The 13,425-nt window shown below is 52.7% G+C and carries 9 protein-coding genes and 1 tRNA gene; 5 read left to right on the top strand and 5 right to left on the bottom strand.

The genetic code is table 11. The annotated features are described in order from the left end of the window. Positions 1–40: 40 nt before the first annotated feature. The 4 genes from YWE_RS0104100 to YWE_RS30320 all read left to right on the top strand — a co-directional run bounded on the left by YWE_RS0104100 (position 41) and on the right by YWE_RS30320 (position 4,456). Positions 41–1,567 carry a xylose ABC transporter ATP-binding protein gene (locus YWE_RS0104100; protein WP_029093371.1) on the top strand — a complete coding sequence of 509 codons (1,527 nt, stop codon included), beginning with the start codon at positions 41–43 and terminating at the stop codon, positions 1,565–1,567. Next, on the top strand, positions 1,560–2,711 hold the full coding sequence (gene xylH / locus YWE_RS0104095) for a xylose ABC transporter permease XylH (RefSeq protein ID WP_036014985.1): 1,152 nt from the start codon (positions 1,560–1,562) through the stop codon (positions 2,709–2,711). Before YWE_RS0104100 ends, xylH begins: the two co-directional genes overlap by 8 nt. Before the next feature lie 301 nt (positions 2,712–3,012). Then, positions 3,013–4,191 (top strand): D-xylose utilization transcriptional activator XylR, encoded by a 1,179-nt coding sequence (xylR, locus tag YWE_RS0104090; RefSeq protein ID WP_029093369.1) that lies wholly within the window; start codon positions 3,013–3,015, stop codon positions 4,189–4,191. Positions 4,192–4,361: 170 nt separating this feature from the next. Then, positions 4,362–4,456, top strand: a tRNA-Sec gene (locus YWE_RS30320). Between the two features lie 163 nt (positions 4,457–4,619). Here the strand turns inward: YWE_RS30320 and YWE_RS0104085 are convergent. The 4 genes from YWE_RS0104085 to YWE_RS0104070 form a co-directional block, all read right to left on the bottom strand. Continuing rightward, positions 4,620–5,201 (bottom strand): DJ-1/PfpI family protein, encoded by a 582-nt coding sequence (locus YWE_RS0104085; protein WP_029093368.1) that lies wholly within the window; start codon positions 5,199–5,201, stop codon positions 4,620–4,622. 12 nt (positions 5,202–5,213) lie between these two features. Beyond that, a complete protein-coding gene (locus YWE_RS0104080) occupies positions 5,214–6,068 on the bottom strand; it encodes a tagatose bisphosphate family class II aldolase (RefSeq protein WP_029093367.1) in 855 nt (284 codons plus the stop codon). A 110-nt stretch (positions 6,069–6,178) separates the two neighbouring features. Beyond that, a complete protein-coding gene (locus YWE_RS0104075) occupies positions 6,179–7,657 on the bottom strand; it encodes a DUF2264 domain-containing protein (protein ID WP_029093366.1) in 1,479 nt (492 codons plus the stop codon). A gap of 23 nt (positions 7,658–7,680) precedes the next feature. After that, on the bottom strand, positions 7,681–8,886 hold the full coding sequence (locus tag YWE_RS0104070) for an anaerobic sulfatase maturase (protein WP_029093365.1): 1,206 nt from the start codon (positions 8,884–8,886) through the stop codon (positions 7,681–7,683). A gap of 258 nt (positions 8,887–9,144) precedes the next feature. Here YWE_RS0104070 and YWE_RS26570 point away from each other — a divergent pair, with 258 nt between their 5' ends. Beyond that, positions 9,145–12,144, top strand: coding sequence for a chondroitinase family polysaccharide lyase (locus YWE_RS26570; protein ID WP_051323181.1), 3,000 nt, complete (start codon positions 9,145–9,147; stop codon positions 12,142–12,144). Positions 12,145–12,304: 160 nt separating this feature from the next. Here the strand turns inward: YWE_RS26570 and YWE_RS0104060 are convergent, their stop codons facing one another. Then, positions 12,305–13,369: a glycoside hydrolase family 88/105 protein gene (locus YWE_RS0104060; RefSeq protein WP_029093364.1), complete on the bottom strand. Its 1,065-nt coding sequence runs from the start codon at positions 13,367–13,369 to the stop codon at positions 12,305–12,307. Positions 13,370–13,425 lie beyond the last annotated feature (56 nt).

Genomic DNA, 13,425 nt, shown 5'->3' with positions numbered 1-13,425 from the left:
TGACGTTAGCCTGTGTTATGTCTTGGTGGAGTACATCGTAATGCCACACCTGTTAGAAATGAAAAACATCACCAAGGCCTTTGGTGATGTTAAAGCGGTTGATGATATTTCTTTAACGCTGAATGCCGGTCAGGTGCTTTCTCTCTGTGGAGAGAACGGTTCAGGCAAGTCAACGTTAATGAAAGTACTGTGCGGGATCTACCCTCATGGTCAGTATCAAGGAGATATTTTGTTCTCCGGTGACCTGATTCAGGCCAAAAATATTCGCGATACCGAACAAAAAGGCATTGCGATCATTCATCAGGAACTGGCATTGGTAAAAGAGATGACGGTGCTTGAGAATATTTTTCTCGGCTCGGAACGCGGGCGCTTCGGCATTATGGACTATGACTCAATGTATCTGCGCTGCCAGCGTCTGTTACAGCAGGTCAAGTTAGCGGTCAGCCCGAATACTAAGGTGGGTGAGTTAGGTTTAGGGCAGCAACAGCTGGTAGAGATTGCCAAAGCGCTGAATAAACAGGTTCGTTTATTGGTGCTGGATGAGCCGACGGCTTCCCTGACGGAAAGCGAAACTGAAATCCTGTTGAATATTATCCGCGACCTGCAAAGCCACGATATCGCCTGTATCTATATTTCCCACAAGCTTAATGAAGTAAAAGCCATTTCAGATCTGATCTGTGTTATTCGCGATGGCAAGCATATCGGTACCCGTCAGGCCAGCGAAATGGATGAAGATGCCATTATTGCCATGATGGTCGGACGAGAGCTGAAAGAGCTTTATCCTCAGTCTGAACACACTATCGGCGAAGAGATTCTGCGGGTTGATAACCTGACGGCCTGGCACCCGATTAACCGCCATATCAAACGGGTGAATGATGTCTCCTTTTCTCTGCATCGCGGCGAGATTCTGGGCATTGCCGGTTTGGTGGGCGCCGGTCGTACTGAAACCGTCCAGTGTCTGTTCGGGGCCTATCGGGGGCGCTGGCAGGGGGAGATTAAAATTGACGGTCAGCCGGTAAAAATTCGCAGCTGTCAGGACGCAATTAAACATGGCATAGCGATGGTGCCGGAGGATCGTAAGAAAGACGGCATTATTCCGGTGATGGGCGTCGGTGCCAATATGACCTTGGCCGCCTTGGATGACTTCAGCGGCTGGTTAAGCATATTGGATGATGCCAAAGAGCAGTCAACCATTCAGCAATCCATTCAGCGCTTAAAAGTTAAAACATCTTCACCGGAGCTGGCCATTGCCCGCCTGAGTGGCGGTAATCAACAAAAAGCAATTTTGGCTAAATGCCTGCTGCTTAATCCTAAAATTTTGATTCTTGATGAGCCAACGCGCGGTATTGATATTGGCGCCAAATATGAAATTTATAAGCTGATTAATCAACTGGTAGAACAGGGGATTGCGTTAATCGTGATCTCATCTGAATTACCGGAGGTACTGGGTTTAAGCGATCGGGTATTGGTGATGCATGAAGGTTGTATCAAAGCCGATTTAGTCAATCAGTCTCTGACTCAGGAAAAAATTATGGAAGCAGCACTCAGGAGTGAACATCATGTTTAAAAAAGCGTTATCACCCGCAGACGGTGCTAAGAAGATCAACCTTCAGGTTTTTGTCATGCTGGCCGCTATTGTGGCGATTATCATCTTTTTTAGCGTAGCGACTGACGGAGCCTATATCAGCCCGAGAAATATCTCCAACCTGCTCAGACAAACGGCAATCACCGGGATTCTGGCCGTCGGTATGGTCTTTGTGATTATTTCTGCCGAGATCGATCTGTCTGTTGGTTCAATGATGGGGCTTTTAGGCGGTGCAGCGGCTATTTTTGACGTCTGGTTTGGCTGGCCATTACCGTTAACGATTGTGGTCACTCTGGTGATGGGGCTACTACTCGGGGCTTGGAATGGCTGGTGGGTTGCCTACCGTAAGGTACCTTCTTTTATTGTAACTCTGGCCGGTATGCTGGCCTTCCGCGGTATTTTAGTCGGGATCACTAACGGAACCACGGTGTCTCCGACCAGCAACGCGATGTCTCAGATTGGGCAGAGCTATCTTTCAGACGGTCTGGGCTTTGGCATTGGCTTTGCCGTTATGGTGCTGTTTGTTATCTGGCAGTGGCGGCAGAGAACCCATCGCCAGTCGCTGGGGCTACCGGTCACCTCAAAGAGCAGCGACGTCGGGCGCCAAACTATGATGGCCATCGTTCTACTGGGGGCGATTTATCTACTCAATGATTACCGGGGCGTACCAACGCCGGTTCTGCTGCTGGCAGCCCTGATGTTAGTCGGTATTTTTATGGCGACCCGAACCGCGTTTGGCCGCCGGATTTATGCTATTGGCGGCAATATTGATGCCGCGCGGCTATCGGGGATTAACGTTGAGCGTACCAAGCTGGCGGTATTTGCCATCAACGGCCTGATGGTTGCCATTGCCGGTTTGATTTTAAGCTCCCGCTTGGGGGCCGGTTCGCCTTCTGCCGGTAATATCGCTGAACTTGATGCCATCGCCGCCTGTGTGATTGGCGGTACCAGCCTGGCCGGTGGTATTGGTAGCGTCGGCGGGGCAGTGATGGGGGCCTTTATTATGGCATCACTGGATAACGGCATGAGCATGCTGGACGTGCCGACCTTCTGGCAGTATATCGTCAAAGGCGCGATTTTATTACTGGCAGTATGGATGGATTCTGCAACTAAAAAGAGAGCCTGATATATCCGTCATACTTCAAGTTACAGGTGCATTGGCTGCAACTTGAATTATTTAGGCTATAGATTAGGTTTTTCTACAGCTCCGTATATTTTTAGGAAAGGTTGTATAAATCTTTGTTAAGAATGTGCGGAGCGTTGTAGTTTTGGGATGGTTATCTAACATTTTATCAGAGGCTGTGGTACAGAAGTTGCGGTTAGCTATTTAACCGTATTGTTCCCGGCTATGGTGCTTATATCGCTATCCCGTTGGACAATGAGAACCCGTCATTGACCTTAGGTTATTCATCAGGAATTCCCGCGCCATGTTTGAAAAACGCTTTCGTATTACCTTGTTATTTAACGCCAACAAAGTGTATGACCGACAGGTTGTTGAAGGTGTTGGTGAGTACTTACAGGCATCTCAGTGTGACTGGGATATTTTCATTGATGAAGACTTCCGCTGCCGGATCGACAATGTTAAAGACTGGCTGGGTGACGGGGTTATTGCTGACTTTGACGATCCTCAAATTGAGCTGGCGCTGAGCCACGTTACGGTGCCGGTGGTTGGCGTCGGTGGTTCTTATCATCGGGCGCAAGATTATCCGCCGGTTAACTATATTGCGACTGACAACTATGCACTGGTTAGCGCTGCGTTTATGCACCTGAAAGAGAAAGGGCTGAACCACTTTGCTTTTTATAGCATTCCCCCCGATCCGAACCGCCGCTGGGCCTCTGAACGGGAACATGCCTTCCGGCAGCTAGTTAGCGAAGGAAGCTACCGCAGTTCGGTGTATCAGGGGATGGAGACCGCTCCGGAGAACTGGAAGCATGCTCAAAATCGGCTGGCCGACTGGCTACAAAACCTGCCGGCCCATACCGGTATTATTGCCGTAACCGATGCCCGTGCCCGCCATTTGCTGCAGGTGTGTGAACACCTGGATATTGCAGTGCCGGAAAAGCTATGCGTTATAGGTATTGATAATGAAGAGCTCACCCGTTACCTGTCGCGGGTTGCCCTTTCATCCGTGGCTCAGGGGTCTCGCCAGATGGGGTATCAGGCCGCTAAGTTACTGCATAAAATGCTGCGGCAGGCCGATATGCCGGTTCAGAAGATTCTGGTCCCGCCGATTAAAGTGGTCGAGCGGCGCTCAACCGATTACCGTTCATTGCACGATCCCGCGGTTATTCAGGCCATGCACTTTATTCGTTATCACGCCTGTAAAGGGATTAAGGTGGAACAGGTACTGGATGCGGTGGGAATTTCCCGTTCCAATCTGGAAAAGCGCTTTAAAGATGAAACCGGCAATACGATTCATGGGCTGATTCATCAGGAAAAACTCAATCGGGCCAGCGAGTTTTTGGCTGCCAGTACGCTGGCAATCAATGAGATTTCGCAGATGTGCGGCTACCCGTCGTTGCAGTACTTCTATTCAGTTTTTAAGAAAGAGCATGGCATCACGCCTAAAGAGTATCGTGAGAAGTACGGTGAAATTATTTTTTAAAAACAGAAAGATAGAATCAGAAGAGGATCGGCTAGTAAGCAATGACAATACAACAGTTTTGGTCATTTAATGGGGTGTTATTAGCGCTTGAGCACAAAATAAGGGATACGAATCTTAGGGGTTTAGATGTATAATCATCGGCCTAGCTTATAGTACCTATCCGACTAAATGGAAGGTCATCGCTCCCGGTGGGGCGGCTGGACTTCAAATCCAGATGGGGCCGCCAGCGGTCCCTGGCAGGTTCGACTCCTGTGACTTTCCGCCACTTTGGCTACACCATCTCAATAGAACTCAATAAATTAAAACTATATCAAATAGTTATAAAACCTTTCTTGTCTACTAACCTGGCGAAGTCAGTGACGGTAGAATAATCTCAACGACGTAAACACACATCGCCCGCTAAGTTCTCTTTGCGGGCGATGTGCATTTCATCCCTCCTGCAGCGGCCAGTGATCGAAATAGATATGTGCTGCCTGACGATCGACCTTCTCGACCTGCTCGGTCAGTAGCATTTTGCCAACGGTAAAGGCGAACTCAAAGCTGACGCCAAATCCCTTGCCGCTGATAAAGCGACCATCAACCACCACTTTGCGATCGACAAACTGGCCATCCTGAAATTTTTTCTCCAGCCCGCCACCGGTGGTATAGCGACGGCCGGCCAATAGCCCGTGTGCGGCCAATACCTTGGCCGCAGAGGAGCAGAGGGCACAGATATATTTATCGGCGGCGATATGCTGGCGAATAAAAGCGATCGCCTGCGGGTTGGCCGATAGATTATCCGTCCCTTTGGGGCCGCCAGGCAGCATGACGGCATCGTAGATAGCATCGATTCGGTTACTCAGCCGATCCTCCGCAGATATGCGGGTGGCGTAGGCGCTGCTCAGTTCGAGGCGATCCTGACAGGCGAGGACATCGACCTGAATATCCAGCCTGCGCATAATATCGATAAAGATAACGGCTTCACCTTCCTCAAAGCCATCGGCCAATAGCACGGCTACCCGTTTTGCCATTTTCATATTCCTTTATAGCTTGCCTTCGCTGCCACATACGGCAATTTTCGCTTGAACGACCTGCTTCATCGCCTCTTTGGCGGGGATAAGGTAGTGACGGGGATCGTTGGCGGTAGGGTGCTGCTCGAAATACTGTTTGATGGCGGCGGAGAAGGCGATCTTGAGCTCGGTTGCGACGTTGACCTTGGTTATCCCCAGTGCGATGCAACGTTGTACATCGGCGGCGGGAATACCGGATGCACCGTGCAGTACCAGCGGTGTATCGGTTTTGCTACGGATCAGTGCCAGGCGTTCAAAGTCGAGGTTGGGTTGCTCTTTATACATGCCGTGTGCGGTGCCTATGGCGATCGCCAGAGAATCGATGCCGGTAGCCTCAATAAAAGCGACCGCCGCGTCGGGATCGGTATAGCGTGCATCTTGTGCTTCAACCACCAGATCGTCTTCTTGCCCGCCGAGGCGGCCGAGCTCTGCTTCGACAGAGCAGTCCCAGCGGTGACAGAGTTGCACCACTTCCCGCACCAGACTGATATTTTTTTCGAAACTGAAATGCGAGGCATCGATCATGGCAGATTTTACACCGGCCTCAACTTTCTGGCGGATATCGTTGAAGGACTCATGATGATCCAGATGCAGCGCGATCGGGATACTGTAGCGCCGAGCGGCCTCTTGGCACATGCTGACCAGATACGCCGTGCCAGCATAGCTGAAGGTACCTGGCGTACCCGCCAGGATCACCGGTGAAGCCATTTCGGCAGCGGTTTCGACCACCACCTGCAGAGTCTCTAGGTTATGGATATTAAAGGCGGGAACGGCGTAACCCCCCGCCTGTGCTTGCAACAGCATTTCCCTGGTTGATACAAGAAACATGATAGGGCCTCTTTGATTTTCATTTGCTTTCGAATTTCATATTATGCGAAATAAAAAGAAAATGGAAAGACTTTGATCACATAAAATCGTTTAATCGAAAGGTTATGAAATTAAAAAAAATGAGACATTTTCGATGTGTAACAGGTAATACCTTTCCTTAACAGGTTGTTTTTCGGCCTTCTTGCTCGCCCAGAGACCCTTTCCAGCAGGCGATCAGTGGTGGATTGGGTCAATAAGCGGCGGGTTAGTGGCGTCTGTTCGGTGGTGTATTCCGATCGAAAGGTGACGATCACCTCTTTCGTTGCGAAAACGCCAATAAACCGTGCGTCGATGGCGGGGATCATCAGGTCGAAATCGCCTTGTTCGACAGCCAGTGGCAGCTCTTCGGCCTGCCATAACCCCGAACGTTCGCCGCTGAACAGCGCAATATTCAGCGCCCGTAACGACCAGAAGCTGCTGGCAGGCCCACTGTAGTTATCCACCAGGCGGAAATCATCGGCAAACAGCCCCGGTGTCGGTGCGCCGTTGCGCAGGGCGCCCTGGCCGATAAAGTAACGCAGGCTGGTGCTGAAGGCTCGTTTGGCTTCGCCGGGGGCCAGGAGTGGATCCTCTTGATCGATAGCGGCGAGCAAAGGGGCTGCGGCGGCAAGCCGGTAACACAGGCTGCGACCAAAGAAAGGCAGCCCCTGAGGGGTAAAGAGATAGCGGTAGTTGGCGACAAAAGCGGCCAGTGACGGTGAGATAAACTCTGGGTCGAAGGTGGGGTCGATGCGATCCAACCAGTAGAGAGAGTAGAAGAAACCCCAGGCATTGTAGTAGTCATAGTTTCCCTTCGCTCCGTCGCGAAACCACCCGTCTCCGACATAGAAGGCCTTGATACGCTGGTAACGGGCGTGCTCGACCTGGTCTTCGCCGGTCAGCGCCTTGAACACGATCTGTACGGTCAATGGGAACAGGTGCCAGTTGTTATCGACGGTTTTGCAGTGATTGACCTGCTGAAACCAGCGCTGAACTTGCTGTTGCTGCTCAGCGGTAAAGCGATCCCAGACCCAGGCTCTACTGAGCCATAATGCCAGCGCCAGATCGGCGCTCTCGCAGATGCGCTGATCGTAATCCTGTATCTCACCCCAGTAACCTTTGTGCTGTGGTTGGGTACCCGCCAGAAAGCTTTTGCGCAGGATCTCGGCTACATCGAGACTTGTGCCGTTCAACCCCAGTAATGGGCTATCGCCGTTGGCATTCAGCCAGGCAGCCAGTGTGGGCAGCACTCTGCTAACCCCTTCCATCGCATCCATACGGGCATTCTGCTGGCTGGGTCGGCCAGGGTAATAGGCGTGGCTGTAATCCCATACTGCATAATGATTAAAGGCTTCCGCAACATAGCGTACCAGCTGTTCGCACTGTTGGCGGAGATCGCCATTGTGCTGATTGAACTGTGCCTGAATATCGGCGTCATGGCGCGGGTAACGCGCTTTTTTCACCACGGTGCGGATCAGGTTCTCCTTGAATAACGCCAGATAGCGGCGTGCATCGGGATGTTCGTAGGGGATCTTCGGGCGTGGTTCGGCATTGATTTGTTTTACGGTCATCAGGGTTATCCAGAGCAGGAGCCTTATCGTGCGAGTCGGGGCATCACGTTGGCGGCAACACCGCCGCGTTGGATCTCTTGCGCCATCATATTGAGCGCAGGCGCCAGGTGGTTGAAGATCTGCTGGTAGGAAGTACACAGATAGTTATGCGGGTGCTTCTCACCTTCGAGGGGGGTGATCCGGTGTTTAGGGCAGCCGCCGTGGCAGAGTGGCCGAAACTCGCAGCGCAGGCACTGTCCGGTCAGTTTATCGTGTTTGGCACTGCCGAAGCGCCGCTGCTGCTTGCTGCCCGCCAGTGTGCCGAGGGGAGTCACCTGCATATTACCCAGCTTATTCGCGGGATAGACATAGTGATCGCAGGAGTAGACATCGCCATTGGTCTCGATCACCAGCGCCTGACCACACTCGCGGGCGAGCACACAAACCGAGGCGGGATAGCCGAGCCAACTTGCCAGCAGGCTATCAAACTCGCGTATGAAGATCTGGCCTACATCCTGTTGCACCCATTGGTCGAAGACATCGGTCATAAACTGGCCGTAGCCATGGGGAGGGACGGAGAAGGGCGCGAGCTTGGCGGTTTTGCCGGGCGAATAGCGCTCCTCCTGTTGGCGCCCGTCGATCTCCACGATAGGGATAAACTGCATAAACTGCGACCCCAGCGCTTTCAGTGCCTGATAAGTTTCCTTGCCCCGCTGCCAGTTTTGATCGTTGATCACCGTCAGGGTATTGAAATCGACCTGATGTGTTTTCAGTAGCTCGATGGCGCGTTTGACCCGCTCGAATGTGGGGCGCCCGTTAACCGAAATCCGGTAGCGATCGTGGATCTCCGGCATACCATCGATGGAGACACCGATCAGGAAGCCATGTTCGGCGAAAAACTCGGCCCACTGATGGTTGATCGCCACTGCGTTGGTCTGAAAGCTGTTGGTAATACGCTTGCCATCGGCATAACGCTGCTGATATTTCACTACCTGGCGGTAGAAATCCAACCCGGCGAGTGTCGGCTCCCCTCCCTGCCAGGCGAAATCGATCTCTTCGTCGTCTTGTGCGCGAATATAGTCGCGCACATAGCGTTTCAGCAGGCCGTCGTTCATGCGCTCCGACGGATGTGTCGCCATCATGTCTTCTTTTTCGAGGTAAAAACAGTAGTCACACTTCAGGTTACAGCGGTAACTGACGGGCTTCGCCATCATGTGAAATCGGGTGGATTGAGAATGTGACTTCGCCATTTTGTTGATCGCTTTCCTCGGCAGATCTTGATATATCCATCGATTATACGTAAGTAAACGAAGGTTTTAGTGATTTTTATCACAACTATCGAAAGGTTTTGTAAGTGGTGGTTATTCTCTAAAATATTCGGTAAATTAATGGATGTTGTTACGTAAAAGGCTATATTTCCTGTGTAATTCGGTTTATTGATGATTGTTATATTAACATTAATTATGAATAAGTGAAAAATCGATCCTCTAAATTGAAAGGTAATGAATATGAATAACAGTAGCAAAACGCAATATGTGGAGAATCTGGAACCGGGCGGTTACATGTACTTTTTTGAGAATCAGGTACCGGCAACCATAACGACCGATGGCGGTTCTACTCTGACTATCAGCTCGCAGCATGCCCGCGACGGCCAACAATCGCTGCAATGGTTATTTACCCAGGGTTCACGGCTGATCTTGAACCAGGAAGTGGGCTTCCAGCCACAAGCCGATGAGGCAACACCACATACTTTTCTCACCTGGCTATACCATGCAGAGCCGCTCGATGAGCAACTGACATTCCATTTTGGCCAAGGAGAGGCGGTTAACGCCAGTTTCAGTATCAGCCTGGCGTTTTCGGGCTGGCGTGGGATCGCCGTTCCCTTTCGCGATATGCAAGGGGAGGCCATCGAGGGGATGGATCGTCTGACCATTATTGCTCCGGAGAGCGCGGGGCAACTCTTGTTTGATCAGATAATTCTGTCTATTCCCGTCGATCATCGCTGGCCGACGCCAGACTATGTGGTGCCCTTTATCAATCCAGCGGTCAATACCGGCCCCAACAAAAACTGGATGGCGGTATTAATGTACGATCAGATGCTGCGTGAGCATTACGATGATTTTAACTTCACGCTGCCGTTTGACGATACCAGTGGCGATACGGCGATCTTGTATAAAAATTTCGATCGCCATCTGGCGGTCAACAGCAGCAGTACCATTTCACAGGAAAAGATCGACGCCAACCTGGCGAAATATACTCAGTTTATGCTCCGTGATAACCCGGATGGCTCGATTACCGGCAAGCCACTGGATCATCCCAAGCGTCAGAATTTTATGCGGGTTGATGGGATCCTGTCGCCGGAGAGCCTGGCGTTATTGACCGATACCATCAATATCAGCGTGCTGGGGAAAGCGCTGCTGGAGACCGCCAAATTCTTGCGTACTGATTCGCTCTCCGCAGAGAATCGCCGTCAGTTGGAAGCCCGCTTTATCGATGGCAGCCGCTATGCCTTTGAGCAAGGTTGGCAAGGAGGGTCTGGCTATCAGATCGTCAGCCATGTGGGCTACCAGACGCGTGAACTGTTCGATGCCTGGTTTATCGGCCGACGGGTACTGGCTCAACGGGGATGGTTGGCGTCGGCACAGCAGGCCATGATGTGGTTCAGTGCCACCGGGCGTATTTACGAAGCCGATGAGACGATTATCGATTCCAATGTCGACATCTTGAATACCCAATTGCAGTGGATGATCAAGAGCTTCCTGTTGCTACCCGAAATCACGGTACGTGAAGCGTTGCTGACACAGCTTCAGTCCTGGCTGAGTAAAACGCTGCTGGCATCGGACGGTGTTGGTGGGGGATTCAAGCCGGAGGGGTCGGTATTCCACCACTGTCAGCACTACCCCGCCTACGGTAAAGATGCCTTTAATGGCTTGGGCGTTGCGATCTACGGCCTCAGCGGCAGTCCGTTCAGACTCAGCCAAGCGGCGCATCAGCGCGCCAAAGAGGTGTTGCTGAAAATGCGCATCTACACCAAAGAGACGCATATCCCGCTGCCGCTAAGCGGACGTCATCCCGATGATAAACAAGTGATCTCCGCAGCGCCCTATCAATGGATGGCGCGGGCGGGCTCTCCCGATGGGACGCAGACTGTCGATAGGGAACTGGCCGCTGCCTATGCCTATCTGGCCAATAAGCCCGATTTCGAAGGTATTCCTGCAGAGAGTGAACCGGTCGGTGCCTGGGCGATGAACTATGCGTCAATGGCCGTACAGCGGGGCCGCAGTGCGGTGCTGGCCGACAAGTCATGGCTGGTGATCGCCAGAGGTTTCAGCCGCTATCTCGTCGGCAATGAAACCTACGAGGCCAACAATCTGTATGGTCGTTATCTGCAATATGGGCATGTGGCCATCGAGCCTGCCGACTATAGCCTGCGTGCCTTCAGCCATGATGGCTGGAACTGGAGCCGCTATCCGGGGACGACGGCGATCCAGCTACCGAATGATCAACTTATCGCCACACTACATCAGTTACCGGGCGCGGGTATCGAGGAGATGTTGCTCTCCACAGAGACCTATTCAGGAGCGACTACGCTGGGGGATGAAAGCAGCCTGTTTGCCGTTAAGTTGCACGGCCACGCCAAGTATCAGCAGCAGAGCTTCCGGGCGCGCAAATCCTGTTTTATTTTCGCCAATCGCATCATTGCGCTGGGTTCGGCGATCGACAATCGAGATACTGAACACCACACCGAGACAACCCTGTTCCAGCATAAGGTACCCGCGGGAGAGGTGGTTGAGGTGAACGGTGAGGCGATCAATAGCATAGGAACCCATCTGTCGCTGCAGGGGGAGACCCGATTTAAAGATCCGGCAGGCAACCGTTATTTTATTCCCGCAGGCCAGCAGGTCCGCTTCTCTTACGATAATCAGGCATCCAACCATGAAGACGATGGGACGCCAACTCAGGGGCTCTTCGCGACCGCGGTGATCGATCACGGTAAGGCTCCGCAGCAACAGAGCTATGAGTATGCGGTGGTTATCGAGGCGAGCGGCTCAAGCAAGCCGGACTATCAGGTGCTCAGGCAAGATGTTTCCGCACATATTGTGCGTGATGGCGTGACAGGAACCGAGGGTTATGCGTTCTTTTCACCGGTGGCGGGGCTGACGGAAACCCTGATCATCGGGAGCGACAGCCCGGCGATGGTGCTGGCAAATCAGCTCAACGCACAGGAAATGCATCTGAGTATCGTCAATCCCGATCTGGCGCTGTATCGCGGCCAGGATCCCGATCAAATCGATGCCAACGGCGATCAGGTTGAGGTTAGTATCTACAGCCGCCCCTGGGGTAGCAATCTCTCCAAGATTCAGGTAACGCAGATCCTTATCGCAGGGAGCTGGTCACTGGCTGAGCCATACAGCGCCGTTACCTTGGTAAGGCAGCAGAATAACTCGCTGCTGACGATAGAGACGCGGGATGCACGGCCCGAATACATTCGATTGTTGAAAATTTAGCGATTGGTGAAAATCTAGCTGTGCTAGTAAGCAACAGAGAGCAGATAGGATTATCTGCTCTCTGATATCGCAGTATATACCCAAAATAATTGGCGTTGCATCGCGGCGGCAAGTGAGCGTAGCCAACAAAGAGGCAGCTTCAAGTATGACGGGTATAAGATTAACGGGCGGTCAGTGTCGCCACTTCCATTGCCGCCAACAGAAAAGCGCCGGCGCCATAGTCCATATTGTGGTCGCGGCTTACGTCGCGTGGATTGAAGGCGGGAAGCTGTACCCAGCCGATCATACCGTTGTCGTGGACGGCGGTCTGTAGCGCCCGCCAGGCCCGCTCAACCACCGGCAGATAAATATCGGCATCCAGCACCCCCTGATTGATCCCCCAAGCCAGACCGTAGCAGAACAGCGCGGTGGCACTGCTCTCCGGTGCGGGGAAGCGATCGGGATCGAGCAGGCTGGTACGCCAGAAGCCATCGGGTTGCTGATAAGGCGTAATGGAGGCCGCGAGCTGCTGAAACAGTGCCAGGTAGCGTACTCGATCGGCAAACTGCTCCGGCATCCGGGCCAGCAGGCGTGGAAGGGCGGCGAGCACCCAGCCGTTACCCCGACTCCAGAACACCTTGTGGCCATTGGCTTCGCGCAGTTCAGTGCCCTGACCATCGGGAATATAGCGGTGATCGCGGTAGAACAGCCCGGTTTCGCTATCTTGCAGGTAGTCGATAGCATCCCACCAGGCGGTGTTCATATAGTCGAGATAGCGCTGATCGCCGGTCTGCTGCGTCAGCGCGGCAAACGCAGGGGGAGCCATAAACAGCGCATCGCACCACCACCAATCTTTTCTGCCCGGCTCGGGGGCATTAACCATCAGATCCAGCGCGGCCAGAGTTGGCTCCAGCGCCTCGGTTTTGCCGAACAGCGGATACACGTCGAGATAGGCCTGACAACAGACCATATCGTCGGCAAAACGCGGGTTGGGGCCAGTTCTGAATCCGGTATGCAGGGTGTAGTTCATTACGCCCTGTAGATAGTCGTCATCTTGCGTGGACTGCCAGGCGGCAGCGACGCAGGACCAGAAGACACCGCGCTCCCAGTCGGTATCTTTGATAAAACGGGTTTTGCCTGTGCGACGGAGCACGGAGCGGGTCTGATTAGCTGCTTGCCAGCGGTAGACCCGTTTCATCAGGTCCAGCGCCTGCTGTTGCGTCCCTAAAAGCGAATGGGTTGTCATTGATTGATTCTCATCGTTAGCCGCCAAATGGCGGCGGGTATGATTATGGGCGCAGC

The organism is Budvicia aquatica DSM 5075 = ATCC 35567, assembly GCF_000427805.1.
GTDB classification, from domain to species: domain Bacteria; phylum Pseudomonadota; class Gammaproteobacteria; order Enterobacterales; family Enterobacteriaceae; genus Budvicia; species Budvicia aquatica.
This window is presented reverse-complemented; position numbering and strand designations above follow the sequence as displayed.